General features: G+C 68.6%; 15 protein-coding genes. 6 read left to right on the top strand and 9 right to left on the bottom strand.

The window, feature by feature from the left end:
- Positions 1–11: 11 nt before the first annotated feature.
- The gene (xopZ, locus tag M5C96_RS15555) at positions 12–4,244 is read right to left on the bottom strand and encodes a XopZ family type III secretion system effector (RefSeq protein WP_272564047.1); all 4,233 of its coding nucleotides are present in this window, start codon (positions 4,242–4,244) and stop codon (positions 12–14) included.
- A 273-nt stretch (positions 4,245–4,517) separates the two neighbouring features.
- Here xopZ and gshA point away from each other — a divergent pair, with 273 nt between their 5' ends.
- Entirely contained in the window at positions 4,518–6,041 is a 1,524-nt protein-coding gene (gshA, locus tag M5C96_RS15550; RefSeq protein WP_272569741.1) for a glutamate--cysteine ligase, read from the top strand.
- A gap of 48 nt (positions 6,042–6,089) precedes the next feature.
- Here the strand turns inward: gshA and M5C96_RS15545 are convergent, their stop codons facing one another.
- From M5C96_RS15545 to amaB, 4 genes are all read right to left on the bottom strand, one after another.
- Positions 6,090–7,778: a thiamine pyrophosphate-binding protein gene (locus M5C96_RS15545; RefSeq protein WP_272564046.1), complete on the bottom strand. Its 1,689-nt coding sequence runs from the start codon at positions 7,776–7,778 to the stop codon at positions 6,090–6,092.
- Between the two features lie 49 nt (positions 7,779–7,827).
- Positions 7,828–9,081 carry a pyridoxal phosphate-dependent aminotransferase gene (locus tag M5C96_RS15540; protein WP_272564045.1) on the bottom strand — a complete coding sequence of 418 codons (1,254 nt, stop codon included), beginning with the start codon at positions 9,079–9,081 and terminating at the stop codon, positions 7,828–7,830.
- Positions 9,078–10,013, bottom strand: coding sequence for an amino acid ABC transporter substrate-binding protein (locus tag M5C96_RS15535; protein ID WP_272564044.1), 936 nt, complete (start codon positions 10,011–10,013; stop codon positions 9,078–9,080). Before M5C96_RS15535 ends, M5C96_RS15540 begins: the two co-directional genes overlap by 4 nt.
- Before the next feature lie 93 nt (positions 10,014–10,106).
- Entirely contained in the window at positions 10,107–11,672 is a 1,566-nt protein-coding gene (gene amaB / locus M5C96_RS15530; RefSeq protein ID WP_272564043.1) for an L-piperidine-6-carboxylate dehydrogenase, read from the bottom strand.
- A 222-nt stretch (positions 11,673–11,894) separates the two neighbouring features.
- Here amaB and M5C96_RS15525 point away from each other — a divergent pair, with 222 nt between their 5' ends.
- The gene (locus M5C96_RS15525; RefSeq protein ID WP_272564042.1) at positions 11,895–12,809 is read left to right on the top strand and encodes a LysR family transcriptional regulator; all 915 of its coding nucleotides are present in this window, start codon (positions 11,895–11,897) and stop codon (positions 12,807–12,809) included.
- Positions 12,810–12,898: 89 nt separating this feature from the next.
- On the opposite strand, the gene M5C96_RS15520 is transcribed toward M5C96_RS15525, so the two are convergent.
- Positions 12,899–13,471, bottom strand: coding sequence for a DUF3885 domain-containing protein (locus M5C96_RS15520; protein WP_272564041.1), 573 nt, complete (start codon positions 13,469–13,471; stop codon positions 12,899–12,901).
- Between the two features lie 226 nt (positions 13,472–13,697).
- Between M5C96_RS15520 and M5C96_RS15515 the strand changes: the two genes are divergently transcribed.
- From M5C96_RS15515 to M5C96_RS15505, 3 genes are all read left to right on the top strand, one after another.
- The gene (locus tag M5C96_RS15515) at positions 13,698–14,180 is read left to right on the top strand and encodes a GreA/GreB family elongation factor (protein ID WP_272564040.1); all 483 of its coding nucleotides are present in this window, start codon (positions 13,698–13,700) and stop codon (positions 14,178–14,180) included.
- A 78-nt stretch (positions 14,181–14,258) separates the two neighbouring features.
- A complete protein-coding gene (locus M5C96_RS15510) occupies positions 14,259–14,828 on the top strand; it encodes a DUF4256 domain-containing protein (protein WP_272564039.1) in 570 nt (189 codons plus the stop codon).
- 94 nt (positions 14,829–14,922) lie between these two features.
- On the top strand, positions 14,923–15,387 hold the full coding sequence (locus M5C96_RS15505) for a DUF6678 family protein (RefSeq protein ID WP_272564038.1): 465 nt from the start codon (positions 14,923–14,925) through the stop codon (positions 15,385–15,387).
- 67 nt (positions 15,388–15,454) lie between these two features.
- On the opposite strand, the gene M5C96_RS15500 is transcribed toward M5C96_RS15505, so the two are convergent.
- Positions 15,455–16,231, bottom strand: coding sequence for an SDR family oxidoreductase (locus M5C96_RS15500; protein ID WP_272564037.1), 777 nt, complete (start codon positions 16,229–16,231; stop codon positions 15,455–15,457).
- Between the two features lie 129 nt (positions 16,232–16,360).
- Positions 16,361–17,272 (bottom strand): NADP-dependent oxidoreductase, encoded by a 912-nt coding sequence (locus tag M5C96_RS15495; protein WP_272564036.1) that lies wholly within the window; start codon positions 17,270–17,272, stop codon positions 16,361–16,363.
- A gap of 152 nt (positions 17,273–17,424) precedes the next feature.
- Between M5C96_RS15495 and M5C96_RS15490 the strand changes: the two genes are divergently transcribed.
- Positions 17,425–18,303 (top strand): LysR family transcriptional regulator, encoded by an 879-nt coding sequence (locus M5C96_RS15490; protein WP_272564035.1) that lies wholly within the window; start codon positions 17,425–17,427, stop codon positions 18,301–18,303.
- A 43-nt stretch (positions 18,304–18,346) separates the two neighbouring features.
- On the opposite strand, the gene M5C96_RS15485 is transcribed toward M5C96_RS15490, so the two are convergent.
- Positions 18,347–18,676, bottom strand: a complete 330-nt coding sequence (locus M5C96_RS15485; RefSeq protein WP_442867316.1) for an oxidoreductase-like domain-containing protein — start codon at positions 18,674–18,676, stop codon at positions 18,347–18,349.
- Between the last annotated feature and the right edge of the window lie 9 nt (positions 18,677–18,685).

The raw sequence follows: 18,685 nt of genomic DNA, 5'->3' as shown, positions 1-18,685 counted from the left end.
CGGGAGCGCGCTCAGTCCCGCTGGGCCTGGATCTCGCCTCCCTCGTCGCCTTCGAGCACGGTGGGCAGGCGCGCTTGCGCAGGCGCGGCTGCCGTGGCCTTCCATTGCCCGGCCGGCTCCACCTCGTGGCCGGGGTCCGCGCGCAGCACGGGCTCGTACAAGATCCACTGCGCTACCGTGCGCATGGCTTCGGCGCCCCGGTTGTTCTGGCGCTTCAGGAAGAAGTCCAGGCCGCGCTCGCGCAGGATCTTGGCCTTTTCGCGCAGCAGCAGCAGCGTGGGCTCCCACAGTTCGTCCTTCACCACCAGGTCGTCGAAACCCTGCGCATGCCCCTGGGCTTCCCGCAGGCGCGTGGCTCCCTGCTCCCGGCACAACGCGGCCTGCTTCATGTGCGCCACCCCTTCGTCCCGCCGGCGCGCCATCACCGGCGACCGGCCGGTCTTGCCCATCGCCTTGCGCTGCATGCGCGCTGCGGCCTGCTCCAGGTGCTCCGCGGCGGCGGCCGTCTGGTCCGCCTCCAGCGCCGTGCGGGCCTGCTTGAGGTGCGCGCGGGTGGAGCGCAGGTCCATGCCGGCCGCCTCGAATGCCGTGGCCGCGCTTTCGTATTCCGTGCAGGCCGCCTCGAACTTCGCCTTGGCGGCTTCGCCATCCATGCGGGCGAGTGCGCGGAACATGTCCAGCGCGGGGGCGGCGGGCGCCTTCATCGCCTTGTCGGCGAACATGGCCGCCAGACCGTTGCCCTGTGCGAACGCCTGGGTCTGCTCCATGAAATGTTCGAGCTGCAGTTCGGACGCGACATGCTTCAAGTCGTCTTCCACCGCGGTGCCCAGTTTGCCCACCCCGTAGGCGGACCAGCTGTCCCACTCGTCGCGCACCAGCTGCTGGAACACGTCGAACTCCGAGACATCGGTGGCGCGGTCGCTGCGCATCGGGTCGATCTCGTCGTCGAACACGAACAGCGTGCAAAAGTGGGTCACGGCCTTGGAGACCAGCTCCTGGCCGTAGCTGGCATCCAGCAGCCCCAGGCTGCCGCTGGCCTTCTGGCGCGGGCCGTTCTTCGGATCGTCCTGCACGGATTCCGCGAACTGCACCCCCAGCGTGGCGCGCCCCGACACCTCCACCTTCATCTGGGCCGTGGCATCGCGGTAGATGGTGGTCATGTAGCCGGCCACCGTGGTGAGGGTCTGGCCGTTGTCCTGCCGGGATTTGACGCCCACGCCGGTTGACACGCCGGCCCGCCGCCCCTTGCCCGCCACCTCGCCCACCCGCACGCCCGCGCTGAGCGACACGTTGGTCTCGGTGCCCATGCTGCTGCGCTGCGCGTCGTCGATGATCCCTATGCTCAGTTCGGGATGGTGGGCCAGCAGCTCCCGCATCCAGTCCCGGCGGGCCGGCTGGCCGTCCCCGGTGGGGGCCGCCATGTCGAACAGATGCTCCAGCGCGTCGATGAACTGCGCGTCCAGCTGGGGCTCGCGGTTCTTGGTGAGCCGGGGCATGCGCATCTGCACGCCGTTCTCCACACCCCGCTCGCCGCGCCAGCGCCAGTCGGCCCCGCCGGTCACGCCGAAGCTGGCCTGATCGGTGTCCATCGCGACCGAGTAGCCGGTGGTCACCCCGGCACCGGCCTGTACCTGGTTGGTGGACTGGGACGTGATCTGCAGGTACATGCCGGTGCGGCCGCGGTACAGCTCCAGGATGCGGTCCTCGTTGTGCTGCACCCCGCCGATGAGCTTGACCCCAAGGCCCACGGCGCTCGTGATCGCAGCGGCCGCCGACAGCGGACCCAGATTGACACCGTAGGTCTTCTGGCCCAACAGCTTCATCCGGTCGCGCCATTCGAGGTGTTGGGCCACATCGCGCAGCAGGTTGAACAGCGCCCGGCTGTTGGTGGCGTTGGCCGGGTCCCCGTCGTGCAGCAGGTTGAGGGCTTTGTACAGCGCCACGTGGAAGGCATTGCCCTGGGCCTGCACGTGTTCCCCATCGGCGCTGACCGGTGGCGGGGCGGACCCGTTTTTCGCCTCTTGCAGCGGCTCGCTCAGCAATGCGTGCTGCAGCAGGGCGAGGGCTTGCACGCCGGTGTGCGGCTGGGCGCGCAGTTGCTCCCATGCGGAGCGCATTGCAGGGGATTCGGTGGCGGTGGTGATCTCGCCGCCACGGCGGGCGGTTTTTCGCGCCGCATCGCGCCGTGCGGCATCGCATTGCGCGCGGATGCCGTCGAGCAGGGCGGTGTCCAGCACCATGGAGGCGCGCTCGGTGCCCTCGGGCGCCCAGCGTATCTTTTCGGCGATGGCCTGCCAGGCCAGTTCGGATTCGGAGGGCACCTCGGTCGCCGGCCGTTGCGCGCGCGCGGCCCTGAGGTACTGGGTGAGGTGGTCCGCCGCTTTCTCCAGTTCGTCTTCCGCCCGGCGGTTCGGGGTGGGCAAGGCGGTGGCCGATCCCACCTGCAGGGCCTGCGGCAGCGAGCGCAGCGGGTTGATCTTCTGGCCCCGCCGGCTCTTGGGGGCGGCGGGGCTGGCCGCACCGGCCTCGGTGTGGTCGATGTCGTGCAGCCAGTCCGCGATTTTCTGCAGGTGCTGGTTGGCGCGGTCGTAGGGGGAGCCCTCGGCGTTGCTGCGGTAGCCGTTGCGGATGGCGTGGTAGGCCGCGCGCTCGTCGTCCGTGCAGGCGGCCAGGGCTTGGGCCGGGTCGGCGGCGTGCAGGGCCGTGCGGGCGGCATGGGAGGCGGCGGCCAGCCATTCGCGCAGCTGCGGTGTGGGCGCGGTCCGCATCGCGGCCTCGGTCTGCAGGGCCAGGCGCGCCGTGTGGCGGCGGGTGTGGTCGGGCGTGCCTTCGGCCGCCGGTGCCAGCAGGTGGCCCAGCGCCTGGGTGCCGCGCGGAATGCGGGCCAGAAGGTCCACCGTGCGCTGGGTGGCATCGTCCAGCGTGGGCGCTGCGTGCGGGCCTGCGGCCGGGTCGGGCAGCAGCGTGCCCCAGGTGTGGGTGCGCAGGGCCTGCAGCGTTTTCAGCGCCACCTCGGCATTGCCCTCGCTGGTGTCGGCCAGGGCCTTGATCGCCATCGCCAGTGCGGCCGCGGGCTCGATGGCTTCGGCGCCGTGGCGGGTGGGGTCGATGGTCTTCACCCAGTCGCGGAGCGCCTCGCGCAGGGCCTCGATCTCGGGCAAGCTTCGGTACACCTCGAAGCCGGGCAGGCGCCGCAGCTGCAGGTCGATGACCTCGCCATAGGTCTTTTGCAGGGCTTCGGCCGCGATCCGGTGGCGGCGCTGGGCGTGCTCCAGCTGCACCTCGGCCTCCTTGCGGCGCTGGGCCAGGGCCGGCTGCAGCGACTTCAGGTCGGCGGCGCCGGCTTCGAACTCGAACATTTCTCGCGCGGCGGTCTGGGCCAGTCGCTGGGTGTGTTCCAGCGCGGCCTCCTTGTCCTGGCTGCGCAGCACCAATTCGGCGTGCTTGTCGGCTTGCCGGCTTTTCAGTGCCTGCAGTGCCTCGATGTGCTCGGCCAGCCCGTCCAGCTCGCCACTGCGGCTGCCGCCCGCTTCTTCGCTGTCTGCGCGCAAGCGCTCGAGCGCCTGGTCCAGCCGCTGCTGCGTGGCCTGCAGTTCCTTTTGCGCTGCGGCTTGCTGCGCATGCAGCGCGGCCTGCCAGATGGCCAGGGATTTCTTTTCGCTGGTGAGCTGGTGCGCCTGGTCTGCCATGTGCGCGGCCCGCTGGCCGCGCAAGCCGGCCTCGGTGGCCTGGTGCGCTTCGTGGTGCTGCACCAGCCGTTCCATCGCGATGGCCTTGTCCACGGCGATCTGGGCCAGCCGCACGGTTTCGCCGGCCTTCATCTGGCCGGCCAGCACCGGCGCCACGCTCTCCCACTGGCCGCGGCTGTGCGGCGGGATGCGCGAGGGGTCCTGCGGGGTGTTCTGGTAGCGGAGCATGTCCTCGACGGGCTTCGGGTTGCCCCGCGCCATGCCGAAGCAACTGCCCACCTTGTTCGCCAACTGGCCCAGCACCGATCGGGGCTTGCGCGGGGGCATGGCCGCGGCATCGGCGGCGGGCAGCGGCTGCGCGAGGTACTTGCGCGCCGCCCGGCCCGCGTCGTACAGGGGCGACAGCAGTTCGTTCTGCGCGGCCCGCGGGTCGAGCTGGTGCAGCTTGTGGTGGGACTGCTTGTGGCTGGCCGGCGCACCGGCGTGGGCACTCGATGTCGAGTTGCCGGGCACGCCTGCGGACGAGGTGGTGGGACGCACTGAGAATTTGGGCATGGTGTCCAGTCGTTCATGGGCGTCGTGTGCGTTCCGCGGGCGAGGGTTGCCCGGGAACAGTGGCTGGACCGGGCGCATTGCACGCCCTGCGTTGGCTGGCCACGACACGCGCGATGGTGCAATGCGGCACCCGGGGCCGCGGGCCTGCCTGCGAAGGGCGGTGCGGCCGGGCGAAGCCAAGGTCTTGATCTGGCGCGCCAGCGAGAGTGTGCCGGCCGTGCTAAGTTCCGGGCCGAACCGACGATCAGGTTATAAAGAAACGACCAAATGATGATGAGCCATCTGCAGCGGAAAATCCACGCGCAGCCCGCCAGCCGACTGGCTGGCATGCGCCGTGGCATCGAAAAAGAGGGACTGCGGGTGCTGCCCACGGGAGGGCTGGCGCTCACGCCGCACCCGGCGGCGCTCGGCTCGGCGCTGACCCATCCCCACATCACCACCGACTACAGCGAGTCGCAGATCGAGCTGATCACAGGCGCGCGCCTGGGTGTGCAGGAGTGCCTGGACGAACTCACCGAGATCCACCAGTTCGTCTACCGAAGCCTGCAGGCTTCGGGCGGCGAGATGCTGTGGCTGTCCAGCATGCCCTGCGGCCTGCCCACCGACGAGACCATTCCCCTGGCGCGCTACGGCTCGTCCAACGTGGGGCGCGCCAAGAGCGTGTACCGCATGGGGCTGGGCCACCGCTACGGCCGGCGCATGCAGACCATCTCGGGCATTCACTACAACTGGTCGCTGCCCGATGTGACCAGCGACGAATACTTCGCGCTGATTCGCAACTTCCGCCGCCATGCTTTCGTGCTGCTGTACCTGTTCGGCGCCTCGCCCGCGCTGTGCCCGTGCTTCGTGCAGGGGCGCGAGCACGGCCTGCAGCGCCTGGGCGGCGAGGCGCTCTACCTGCCGCACGCCACCTCGCTGCGCATGGGCCGCCTGGGCTACCAGAGCGATGCGCAGGCCACGCTGGCGGTGAGCTACAACGGCCTGGACGGCTACGCCGCCTCGCTGCGCGAAGCCCTGAGCCGGCCATACCCCGCCTACGAGGCGCTGGGCGTGCGCAACCCCGGGGGCGAATACAACCAGCTGGGCACCAGCCTACTGCAGATCGAGAACGAGTTCTACGGCACCATCCGCCCCAAGCGCACCGTGCGCTCGGGCGAGCGGCCCCTGAACGCGCTGCGCGACCGGGGAGTGGAATACGTCGAGGTGCGGCTGATGGACCTGGACCCGTTCGCGCCGCTGGGTATCGAGACGCAGACCATGCGCCTGCTGGACGTGTTCCTGCTGCACTGCCTGCTGTCCGACAGTCCGCCCGACACGCCGCAGGAGATCGCCGAGCTGCAGCGCAACCAGCACCTGACCGCCGAACGCGGCCGCGAGCCGGGCCTGCTGCTGCAGCGCGCCGGGCGCGAGATCCCGCTGGCCGAATGGGGCGCGCAGGTGCTGGCCGAATGCGAGCCGCTGGCCGCGGCGCTGGACGCTGCGCACGGCACCGACGACTACGGCAGAGCGCTAGCCGATGCCCGGCGCCTCATGCAGCAGCCGCAGGCCACGCCGTCGGCCCGCGTGCTCGACCGCATGGCCGAGGCGCACGGCAAGAGTTTCAGCGCCTTCGCGCTGGAGCGATCGCAATGGGCGCGCGACACGCTGCTGGCCATGCCCTGGACCGAGGCGCAGCAGGCCCGGTTCGAGGCCGCCGCCGCGCAATCGGTGGCCGAGCAAAAGGCCATCGAAGCGGCGGACACCCTGCCGTTCGAAGCCTGGCGCGAGCAGTACATGGCGGTGCCCGTCCACGGCTGACACCCGCGCGGCCCGGGCATCCCCGGGACGGCCGCCCGCGCTGCGCGCTTAGCCCGGCTTGCGGGCCTGGGCCGCACTGCGGATGCCCTGCAGCGTGCCCGTGGGCGTGATGGCCTCCGGGTCCAGCAGGCAGTGCAGCACGCAGGGCAGGCCGCTGGCTCGGGCGCGTGCCAGCGCCGGGGCAAACTCCGCCGTCGTCTCCACCCGCTCGCCATGCCCGCCGAAGGCCGCGGCATACGCCTTGAAATCGGGGTTCTTCAACTGGGTGGCGCTCACGCGGCCGGGGTATTCGCGCTCCTGGTGCATGCGGATGGTGCCGTACATGGCGTTGTCCAGCAGCACCACGATGATGGGCAGGCCGTACTGCACGGCGGTGGCGAACTCCTGCCCGTGCATCAGAAAGTCGCCGTCTCCCGCGAACACCACCACCTCGCGCTGCGGCCACAGCCGCTTGGCCCCCACGCCGGCCGGCAGGCCGTAGCCCATCGATCCGCTGGTGGGCGCCAACTGGCTGGCATAGGCGGTGAACGGCCAGAAGCGGTGCACCCAGGTGGCGAAGTTGCCCGCGCCGTTGCAGAAGATCGCATCGGCCGGCAGCACCTCGCGCAGGTGGCGCATGACCTCGCCCATCTGCAGCGGGCCCGGGATGCGGATCGGGTCCGGATCGCTCCAGGCCAGGTACTCGGCGCGGGCGGCCTGCGTGTGCGCCGCCCAGCGCACCGCGGCGGGCGGCTGCAGCGCGGCAAGTGCGTTTGCAAAGGCCTGCGGCGTGGCGTGGATGGACTGCGTTGCCCGGTACAGGCGGCCCAGTTCGTTGGCATCGGCATGCACATGCACCAGGGGCTGCGCCGGCACGGGAATGTCGAACAGCTCGTAACCCTGCGACGGAATCTCCGACAGGCGCCCACCCACCACCAGCACCAGGTCGCTTGCGCGAATGCGCGCCAGCAGCTTGGGGTTCACCCCCAGGCCCAGGTCGCCACCGTAGCTGGCATGGTCGGCCGGGAACAGCATCTGCCGGCGAAACGAGCAGTACACCGGCAGCGACCAGGCCTGCGCGAACGCGACGAAGTCCTGCACCGCCCGCTCTGACCAGCGGCTGCCGCCCAGGATGGCGACGGGGCGCTCGGCGGCGGCCAGGCGCTCGGACAGTTCCTGCAGCGCGGCGGCGCCGGGGTGGGTTTCCGGCACCGTGTAGGGCAGGGCGTCGGCCACCTGCACGGCATCGGTCAGCATGTCCTCGGGCAGCGCCACCACCACCGGGCCCGGGCGGCCCGACGTGGCGACGTGGAAGGCGCGCGACACCAGTTCGGGCACGCGGCGCGCGTCGTCGATCTGCACCACCCACTTGGCCATGGTGCCGAACACGGCGCCGTAGTCCAGCTCCTGGAACGCCTCGCGCCCCAGCGCGCCGCGTGCCACCTGGCCCACGAACACGATGAGCGGCGTCGAATCCTGGTGCGCGATGTGGATGCCGGCCGAGGCATTGGTCACCCCCGGGCCGCGCGTCACGAAGCAGATGCCGGGCTGCCCGGTGAGCTTGCCCTGCGCCTCGGCCATCATGGCCGCGCCGCCCTCCTGGCGGCACAGGGTGACGGCGATCTGCGCGTCGTGCAGGGCATCCAGAACGGCCAGGTAGCTTTCGCCGGGCACGCAGAAAAGCTGTTGCACGCTGTGCAGGATGAGCTGGTCCACGAGGACCTGGCCGCCGGTGCGGGGGGAAACGGTGGAAGTCATGAAGGCGTCGATCAAGGGCGTTGAAGGAATGGAAACACGGCGGGCCGGCTCACCGCAGCGCCGCGCAGGCGTCCTGGATGCGCTGGCAGGCCATCTGCAGCTGGGCCATCGAGGTAGCGTATGAGATGCGAAAGTACGGCGCCAGCCCGAAATACGTGCCCGGCACCACGGCCACCTCGTACTCGGCCAGCAGGTACTGGCAAAAATCCACGTCGGTCTTGAGCAGCGCGCCGCCCGGCGTGGTGCGGCCCAGCGTGCCGGCGCAACTGGCATAGGTGTAGAACGCGCCCTCGGGCGTGCGGCAGCGCAGGCCGGGCGCTTGGTTGAGCGCCTGCACCACGAAATCGCGGCGGGCCTGGAAGTCCGCGCAGCGCTCGGCCACGATGGCCTGCGGCCCGGTCAGCGCCTCGATGGCCGCCGCCTGGCTGATGGAGGAGGGGCACGAGGTGCACTGGCTCTGCACCACCGCCATGGCGGCGATCAACTCGCGCGGGCCGCCGGCAAAGCCGATGCGCCAACCCGTCATCGCATAGGCCTTGGACACGCCGTTCACCGTGAGGCAGCGGTTTTTCAGGCGCGGCTCCAGCGCGGCCGGCGTGGCGAAGGCCGCGCCGTCGTACAGGATGTGCTCGTAGATGTCGTCCGACAGCAGCCACACCTGCGGGTGGCGCAGCAGCACGTCCAGCAGCGGGCGCAATTGTGCGGCGCTGTAGGCGGCCCCGGTGGGATTGGAGGGCGAGTTGAGCAGCAGCCAGCGCGTGCGCGGCGTGATGGCGGCCTCCAGCGCGGCCGGCACCAGCCGGAAGCCGTCCGCCTCGGTGCACGGCACGGTGACCGGCACGCCGCCCGCGATCGTCACCACGTCCGCATACGACGACCAGTAGGGCGCGGGCAGGATCACCTCGTCGCCCGGGTCCAGCGTGGCCATGAACGCGTTGTAGAGCACCTGCTTGGCGCCCGTGCCCACGGTGATCTCGTCCAGGGCGAAGTCCAGGCCGTTGTCGCGCCGGAACTTCTCGCGCACCGCCTCCTTCATCGCCGGGCTGCCGTCCAGCACCGTGTAGCGGGTCTCTCCGCGCGCCAGCGCCCGGCGCGCCGCCTCCAGGATGTGGTCGGGCGTGTCGAAGTCGGGCTCGCCCGCACCCAGCACGATCACCGGCCGGCCCGAGCGCTTGAGCGCGTTGGCATGGTCCGTGATGCGCAGGATGGGCGACACGCCCAGCGCCGCGATGCGCCGCGCGGGCGTGAACGCGCCGGGCGGGGCTGCGCCATTGGCAAGGGCGGTGGGCAGGGTGGCGGTCATTTGAGGTAGGCCTCCAGCGGCTTGTCGTTGGGCGCCGCGATCAGTTGCCGCAGCGTGCCGCTCATGGGCAGGTTCAGGCTCAGGTTGCGCGGCGGGATGAGGCTGGTGAACCACTTGGCGTAGATCTTTTCCAGCTCGCCCGTCTGCATCAGCCGCACCAGCACGCCGTCCACTCCGGCCTTGAACGTGGGGTCGTCCTTGCGGAACAGCAGCGCGATCGGCTCCGATCCCATCGGCTCACCCGCGATGCGGTAGGCCGCCGGGTCCTTGGAAGTGGCAATGGCGCCCGCCAGCAGGTTGTCGTCCAGCACGAAGGCATCGGCGCGGCCCGACTCCATCAGCAGGAAGCTCTCCTGGTGGTCCTTGCCCAGCAGCGTCTTGATGGGGGCGCCCAGCGCGCGCTCCTGCTTGCGCAGCATCTGCACGGCGGTGGTGCCGGCCGACGCGGCCACGGTGCGCCCGCCCAGTTGGCTGACCGAGTTCAAATCCGAATCCGCGCGCACCGCCATGCGCACCTCGCTCACGTAGGTGGTCACGGCAAAGGCCACCTGCTGCTGGCGCGCCGTGTTGTTGGTGGTGGGCCCGCAGCCGATGTCGATGGTGCCGTTCTGCACCAGCGCCAGCGTGTTCTGCGCGGTCACCGCCATGTATTCGAGCCGGGCCTGCGGCGCGATCTCCTTCATCACGCGCTCGCACAGCTCCACGTGGTAACCCACGAACTTCTCGTTCGCTCCCAGGGCGTAGGCCATGGGCGGCGAGGCCTCGCGCACCCCCAGCACCACCTTGCCGGCGGCCTTGATCTTCTCCAGCGTGGGCTGCTGCGCCGATGGGTTGGTGGGCGGTGCGGACACCTGCGCGGCGGCTGCGCCGCACCAGAAAAAGGCCGCCGCGGCCGTGGCCGCGCCAGCCAGGGCCTTGAGGGGGAATGCCATGGGTGCTTGTCTCCTGTGTGGATGGGCCTGGCCCGAGGGGCCCAGGCCAGGGGACCGCGGCGGCGGGGGATCCGGTGCGCCGCGGCCGATCGCTCAATCGGCGATGTCGAAGGTCACGCCCTGCGCCAGGGGCAGGGCGGTGGAATAGTTGATGGTGTTGGTCGCGCGGCGCATGTAGGCCTTCCAACTGTCCGACCCCGCCTCGCGGCCGCCGCCGGTCTCCTTCTCGCCGCCGAAGGCCCCGCCGATCTCGGCGCCGCTCGGGCCGATGTTCACGTTGGCAATGCCGCAGTCCGACCCCGCGGCCGACATGAACTGCTCGGCCTCGCGCGCGTTCAGCGTGAAGATCGACGACGACAGGCCCGCGCCCACCGCGTTGTTCATGGCGATGGCCTCCTCCAGCGTGCCGTAGCGCACCACGTACAGGATGGGCGCGAAGGTTTCGTGCAGCGCCGGGCCTTCGTGCTTTGGCAGCTCCACCAGCGCCGGGCGCACGTAATACGCCTCGCTGCCCGCGATGCCCTCCACCCGGTCGCCGCCGTGCACTGTGGCGCCCAGCGCGCGGCTTTGCGCCAGCGCCTTCTGCATGCCCTCGAAGGCCGGCCGGTCGATCAGCGGGCCCACCAGCGTGCCGGGCGTGCGCGGGTCGCCCACCTGCACGCTGGCATACACCTTGGCGAGCTGGGGCACCAGCTGGTCGTAGATGCTCTCGTGCACGAACAGCCGGCGCAGCGTGGTGCAGCGCTGGCCTGCCGTTCCCATGGCCGCGAAGGCGATGCCGCGCAGCGCCAGCCCCAGGTCGGCCGTGGGCGCCACGATGGCCGCGTTGTTGCCGCCCAGCTCCAGGATGCCGCGCGCAAAGCGGGCCGCCAGGCGCGGGCCCACCGCCCGGCCCATGGCGGTGGAGCCCGTGGCCGACAGCACCGGCACGCGCGCGTCGTCCACCAGCACCTCGCCCAGGTCGCGCTGGCCGATGATCAGCTCCAGCAGGCCCGCGGGTGCATCGGCGCCGAAGCGGGCGATGGCGCGCTGCGCGATCGCGTGCGTGGCCAGCGCGGTGAGCGGGGTTTTTTCCGACGGCTTCCACACCACCGGATCGCCGCACACCAGCGCCAGCGCCGCATTCCACGACCACACCGCCACGGGAAAATTGAACGCCGAGATCACGCCGCACACGCCCAGCGGGTGCCACGTTTCCATCATGCGGTGGCCGGGGCGCTCGGTGGCGATCGTCAGGCCGTACAGCTGGCGCGACAGGCCCACGGCGAAGTCGCAGATATCGATCATCTCCTGCACCTCGCCCAGCCCCTCGGACGGCACCTTGCCCGCCTCGATGGTCACCAGCAGGCCCAGGTCGGCCTTGGCCGCGCGCAGCTCTTCGCCCAGCAGGCGCACCAACTCGCCCCGGCGCGGCGCCGGCACATTGCGCCAAGCCTGGAAGGCCGCATGCGCCCGCCCGATGGCCGCCGTGGCCTCGGCCGCGCTGTGCTGCGGCACCGCACCGATCGCCTCGCCCGTGATGGGCGAGCGCACGGGCAAGCTGCCGCCCGTGTAGGCCGTGCGCGGCACGCCCAGGCGTTGCAGCAATTGATCCACCTCCGCCGAGACGGCGGGGGCGGGCGTGGCGGGTGAGGAGGGGTTGGCGGCGTTGGCAGACATGGCGGTAGTGCTCGCAGTCAAAAAACAAGAACGGTAAAACGCGACGAAGAAAAGAAGCAAGAAAGCGTGCGCCAATATCCCCCAATCGCGCCCGCCTGCATAGCAAAATAACGGAACGACTTGATGTAAAAATGGAATCAAGTCCTGGGTTGGTGAAAACCCTTGCCCTAGTCGAATCTGCGCTGGCCGGCAATGCCCTGCGCAGAGTCATTCCCTTGGAGCATGACCTTGTTGCGCCGCGCCTTTCTCCCCTCCATGGCCGACCTGTTGGCCTTCGAAGCCGCCGCCCGCCACCACAGCGTGTCGCGCGCGGCCGAAGAACTGCACCTGACCCAGAGCGCCGTCTCGCGCCAGATCCGCCAGCTGGAGGCGCAACTGGGCACCGCCCTGTTCCACCGCGTGCGCCAGCGCGTGGTGCTCACCGACGCCGGCCGCGTCTACGCCGCCGATCTGCAGGGCGTGCTGCAGCAGCTGTCGGCCATCACGCAAAAGGCCATGGCCTTCAGCAGCACCGACGGCCTGCTCAACCTGGCCGTGCTGCCCACCCTGGGCACCCGCTGGCTCATCCCGCGCCTGGGCGGTTTCATGGCGCTGCACCCGGAAGTGACGGTCAATTTTGCGGCGCGCTCCGAGCCGTTCGACTTTGCGGGCACCCCGTTCGACGCCGCCATCCACTTCGGCACGCCCCACTGGGCCGGCGCGGTGTGCGAATACCTCATGCACGAAGAGGTGGTGCCCGTGTGCAGCCCCGGCTACCAAAGCCAGCACGGCATCCATACCCCACAAGACCTGGCGCGCGTGGTGCTGCTGCAGCAGAGCACGCGGCCTACGCAGTGGTCGGAATGGTTCGAATTGGTGGGCGCCCCCACCAGCCTGGCGCTGCGCGGGCCACGGCACGAGCAGTTCGCCATGATTGCGCAGGCGGCGGTGTCGGGGCTGGGGGCGGCGCTGCTGCCGCGGTTCTTGATCGAGCCGGAGCTGGCGGCGGGGAGCTTGGTGGAGTTGTCGGCGACAGTGCTGACCAGCGGCGATGCGTATTACCTGGTGTATCCGGAGGCGCGGGCGGAGGCGCCGTTGGTGAAGGCGTTCAGGGATTGGGTGGTGGGGGAGAGTGGGGGAGTTAATGTAAGAAGTTAGATTGGCCTGAATGATTAGCGGCTTCAAGGTCTGTCACGTATGGCCAATTTCGGTTGAGACGGACGTTCGCTTTGGCCCCAAGCCGTCGTTCATAGACCGTCCGGACGGGGCGATAGCCAGTCCGTAAAGCGGGCACGAAGCTCTTCGGGTGCGATGGAGTGCGTGAAGACGTCCATCCCACCGTCGTAGGGACAGAAAATGTTCTTAGTCGCCGGAGAAACAAACGAGATGCCCACCGCTTTCCAGTCTGCGAGTAGGCGAATCGCAGCTTCGAAGAAATCGGGTTTCCAGTGGGAAACCAAAGCCCGGACATACATTCGATCCTCTTCGTCCTGCCCAAGACTTTCGGGCTGCATCACAGCAACGGCCTCTCTGAATTGGCTCCCGGCAAGCTGATGCTTGGCCTTTCCACGCAGCCTGGCTTCCTCGCCAAGCGCGCGAAAGACGTACAAGGGCTCGTTGGCGCTGAAGAGCGCTGATGCGACGAGACAATGTCGATGTTCAATTTCGGCGTATTCGTCCAGCGACTCAGCGTACCGCTTCGATTCAGGGAGTGAATGAAACCGCACCCATTGCGCGCTGAGAGCGCGACGCAGAAGATGCCCGCGAGGCGCAATCTCTCCGAACTCAGAATGCCACCAGGCAAGGGGATCAGGACGCATATCCGTCACTCTATCCGAGCGTCTTTTGTTGATGGAGTCCCCTGAGTGAGGCCAATGCCAAGCGTCGGGTGATTGGTCAATTCTGCCAATGGCTTAGCCGATTGAGCTGCGGCATCGCTCCCATCGCTGAAGTTAACCCCGCGGCCAACGGGAGCGTTCGAAGGCTGTTGGAGCCCTTCACAATCAAGACCTGCCCACCGCTCGTTCGACATGCCTCACTTTGATCATGGATAAATTTTTGCTGCAGCAGCAGGTGTTGGAACGGCTCTCAGAAGACCTGCTGCAAACCGAGCAGGCAATGCGGGCGGCCCATGAAACGGCGACCCACGAAGAAAACATCGCCGAGAACAAATACGACACCTTAGGGCTTGAAGCCGCCTATCTGGCGACCGGCCAGGCTCGGCGCGCCGAAGCCATCCGCCAGGCGCTGGCCCATTGGCGCCAATTCCGCCCGCGCCCCTACGACGTCAGCAAAGGCATACAGCTCGGTGCGCTGGTCTGCCTGGTCGATTCCGACGACAAGGAGCAGCAGATCTTTCTCGGCCCGGATGGGGGCAGCATGAAGTTGGTCAGCGGCGGTCAGCTCGTTCAGGTCATCAGCTGCGAAGCCCCTTTGGGCAAGGCCATGCTGGGTAAATGCGAGGGGGATGAAGTGTCGATACATCTCGCTCCGAGCCGGCAGCAGTTTGAGGTGCTTCGGGTGCATTGAGCCGTTGCAAGGTCAAGCAGAATCAACACGAGGTCAGCAGACGTTCAGACCTCATGCACGCATCCGCTGGCAAAAATGATGTTCAAACAGGAGTGGAGCGACGTGAAAACAGACCAGGGCGACCTCATCCTTGAAGCATTGCAGCAGCGGTTCCAGCAGAACACTCACAGGCACCCGGGTGTCGATTGGGCCCACGTCCATGCGCGTTTGCAAAGCAACCCCGAAAAGCTGAAGGCGCTCCACGCCATGGAGGCCACAGGAGGCGAACCCGATGTCATCGGAACAGCGGATGCCACTGGCGCCTGCGTTTTCTGCGACTGCGCCGCTGAAAGCCCCCAGGGTCGCAGAAGCCTCTGCTATGACGCAGCGGCATGGAATGCCCGCAAGCAGAACAAGCCAGAGAACAACGCGGAGGACGTGGCCGCTGCCATGGGCATCTCGCTGCTGACGGAGGACGAATACCGGACGCTTCAGCAGTTCGGGGAGTTCGACCGCAAGACTTCCAGCTGGGTCGCCACGCCGCCGGAAATCAGACAACTCGGCGGCGCGCTGTTTTGCGACAGGCGCTACGGCAGGGTCTTCGTGTACCACAACGGGGCCGAGTCTTACTACGCTGCCCGAGGGTTCAGGGGCTCGGTGAGCGTGTGAGGCACCTTTGAGTTGGCGCGCAGCGATAGGAACCCGGACCTGCTGCAGGCGTCGTTATCGTGGCGTGCATCGTTGCCTGCGATTGGACTGAACGATGGAAATTTCGGAGAGCCATGTGACCCGTCTGCGCAATTGGGATGGCAAGGCAACGCCTCGCCCAACCGATGAAGACATGAAGCGCTTGTCAGCCATGGTCCAGCGCGGGGAGCTGTATCCGGCGCTCAATCACACCAAATGGGCGGAGCTGCGTGCCGAGATGCTCGCGGCACCGGTCGAGCAGCATCCCCAGTTCCGGGGCCGCAGCGTTTTCGCGCCACCGAAGTTCTGTACTGCATGGGACGGCGAGTTCTATTACCACCTTCATCCGGTCGCGGAGTGGGAGTGGATCGAGCTTCAAGCGGCCTCGGCACAGTGGCTGCAAGAGGTCCTCAAGCGCCACGACATTCCCTATTCCGTGGAAGCGGGAGTCATTCGGGTGTGGGGCTATACGCGGCCTGGGCCGCAGCCAGATTGGCGTGAGAGGGGCGGCGGTCCATCACCGAAGTCGAACGCTGTCTGACGGGTGGACGGGAAAGGCTCCTGGCCGCGCCGTTGCACACATTGGCGGCAAAGATCGCTCGCCCGGCTCAGTGGTCCCGCATCAAATCCACCGACTTGCCCAACTGCGCGAACATGAAATTCGGTGCGATGCGCGATGCGATCTTCAACACGTTGCTCAAACCCGGCCGAATCTCGAGCTTGTCTTTCCGCAGCCCGGCCAAGGCATGCTTCACCAGGGTTTCGACCGGCATCGGGGTGACGCCGCCCACATCTTCATTGGTGAAATCGCCCGAGAACAGCGAGGTATCCGTGCCCGGTGGCGCCAGCTCGAAGACCTGCACGCGGGTGCGTTTGAGCTGCAGTCGCAGCGACCGTGTATAGGCATGCAGGCCCGCCTTGGTCGCGCAGTAGATGGGCGCGATGGCCATGGGCACGAAGGCCAATCCCGAAGACACGTTGACGATCGCCGCGCGTGGCTGCTTTTTCAGGTGGGGCAGGAACACCTGGTTGACCCAGAGGGTGCCTTTCAGATTCGTTTCGACCTCCTGGGTCAGGCCTTGCAGATCGTCCGTGGGGCTCTGGAGATTGATCTTTCGCATGATGCCGGCGCAGTGGATGACGACGTTCAGTGCCGGAAACTCCTGGGGCAGCGTCTGGTGCATCGCGCGGATGGACGCGGGGTCGACCACGTCGCAAACCCGGGTGTGGATGCCGGGTAGCGAGCGGCTCACGGCCGCCAGCTTGGTGGGATTGCGGCCGGTGACGATCACGGTGTTGCCGAGGTGCAGAAGCTGCTTCGCCAGTTCCAGCCCGATGCCGGACGAACCGCCGGTGATCAAGACGGTGTTGTTGCTGATGTCCATGGTGTGGCCTTGTAGCCTGACGGTTGAAGGTTGACGGTCGTTGGATTCCGCACGCAGCCTTCCAGGCGCCGCTGGGGAAATCGATGGGGTTGAAAGAGGCCAGGCCGTGAGGGCCCGGCCTCCGATCCGTCAGTTCATGGTGATGACGAGCCGTCCGGTGACGTGGCCTTGCGCGCTGAGTTCATGCGCGGCGGCGATGCGGTTGAGCGGAAAGGTCTGCTCGACCGGCAAGGTGAACGCGCCGGCGGTGAACAGCGATGCCGCACCCGCCAGCGCCTTGCTGGCCAGGGCCGCGTCCATGGGTTCGAACGAGGTTTTGGCGCCGTGTTGCGGGGCCGACAGGTCGGAGATCGACAGCACTTTCGATGCGTCGCCGGTGATCGCCACCAGTTCCGGAATGACGCCGGAGCCGGCAATGTCGAGTGCGGCTTGCACGCCTTGCGGCGCCAGGGCGGCCACGCGATCGGCCAGCCCGGGCCCGTAGGTCGTCGGGGTGGCGCCCAGCGAGCGCAGGTAGTCGTGCTTGGCGGCGCTGGCGGTGCCGATCGTGCGGATGCCGGCGGCTTTGGCCAGCTGGATCACGGCCGACCCCACGCCCCCGGCGGCGCCGCTGACCAGGAGCGTCTCACCCGGCTTCACACCCACTTCGGCAATGATGCGCGTGGCCGTTTCGACCGCGACCGGGTAGCCTGCGGCTTCTTCGAAAGACAGCCCCTGGGGCTTCGCGGCCCATTCCTGCAGGACGGCGTATTCGGCCATCGTGTCGATACCCTTGCCGAAGACCGCATCGCCCACGGCCACGCCGGACACGCCTTCGCCCACGGCATCGACGATGCCTGCCGCGTCGAACCCGCTGCCGGCGGGCATGGCGATGGGCATCATCGCGTGCATGTAGCCGGCCCGCAGTTTCCAGTCGATGGGGTTGACGCCTGCCGCTTTGACCGCGATGCGCACCTGGCCGGGACCGGGCGCGGGCTTCGCGATGTCTTCGATGGCCAGAACCTCTTGGCCACCGCATTGGTGAAACCGTACTGCTTTCATGGGGGCATTCCTTGCTGATGGGGTGAAGGGAGCGGGCAGTGAAGCGGGCCGGTCGGTGGCCAGTGCTTGCCCACGCCGTGATTGTTTAGTGGCTCAGGAATGGTGCATGGTCCGAGAAATCTGGACATGGCGTCTCATCAATGGAACAAAGCATGGACATCACGGCACTGGCCGATTTCAACCGGGTGGCGACCCACGGCGGGTTCGGCAGCGCCAGCCGCGCCAGCGGCGTGCCGAAGGCCACGCTGTCCCGCCGCGTGCGGGCGCTGGAGGACGCCCTGGGCGTGCGCCTCGTCGAGCGGGGCACCCGCAAATTGCAGTTGACGCCGGAGGGCGCCCTCTTGCATTCGCGCACGGCCGATCCTTTCGGCGAGATCACGCAGGTGGTCGATGAGCTGAAGTCCGGCATCGGCCGGCCGCGCGGCGTGCTGCGCGTCAGCACACCGTTGCTGTTCGCGCACGTGGCGATGGGACAATTGGGCGCGGCGTTTCTGCGCGCGCACCCCGAGGTGCGGCTGGAGGTCACGGCGGAAGACCGCCTCGTCGATCTGGTGGGCGACGGTTACGACATCGTCGTGCGCTTCAATCCGCGGCCGGACGACACGCTGGTCGGCCGCTGCTTTTTGCGCGACCAGTTGCTGCTGGTCGCGCCGCCGGACTGGCCCCTGCCGCCAGCGAATGCCGCAGCACCCGGTGGCGGCATCGAACTCCCGGCGGTCATGCGCACGGGCCGCACCGTGGCGGGGGCCTGGACGGTGGTCGACCCGGCCGGCAGCGTGCGCACGTACCTGCCCAAGCCCCTGTTGCGCTACTCGACCCCGCTGCTCATCCGGAACGCGGTGCTCGCGGGCGCAGGCCCGGCCCTGGTGCCCCGGACCGCCGTGGCGCCGGACCTGGCCGCCGGGCGCATCGTCGAATGGGGCGTGGTGCAGGGGGCGGAACCCGAAGGCTGGGTGCTGCACGCATCACGCCGGCTCGTGAGCCCCAAGGTCACCGCCTTCGTGGATTTTCTCTGCGATCATTTCGCCTGAGGTGGGCATGCGCGAAAGCGCTCAAGGCCATCGGGCGCTGAAGCTAAAAATCGTTGGCGCTGCGGCCGGATGGCCGCGCCGTCGGCCCGGAGGGCGCGACGGCAGAGGCTGCGGCCTGCAACGCCTCCAGCGCATCCTGCCGCCACCACTGGGCGGCGGCGTAAAAGCCCTCCCACACGCAGCCGTTGCAGCCGCGGCCGCAGCAGGTGGTGGGTTCGGCCGGGGGCGGGCGCAGCGCGACGGCCCGCGCCGCAGCGCGCTCGATCAAGGTGGCGAACATCGCTCGCGCCCCGGGCAGGTCGGCCGCGGGGGCGGGCACCTCAGCGAACGGGAGCGGGGCGGCCGGCCCGCGGGCGGCGGCTTCCTGCGTCAAGTCGCTGCT

The sequence above is a fragment of the Acidovorax sp. GBBC 1281 genome (assembly GCF_028473645.1).
Classification (GTDB): Bacteria; Pseudomonadota; Gammaproteobacteria; order Burkholderiales; family Burkholderiaceae_C; genus Paracidovorax.
Note: the sequence above shows the minus strand (reverse complement) of the source record. Positions and strands in the feature narration are given on the sequence as shown.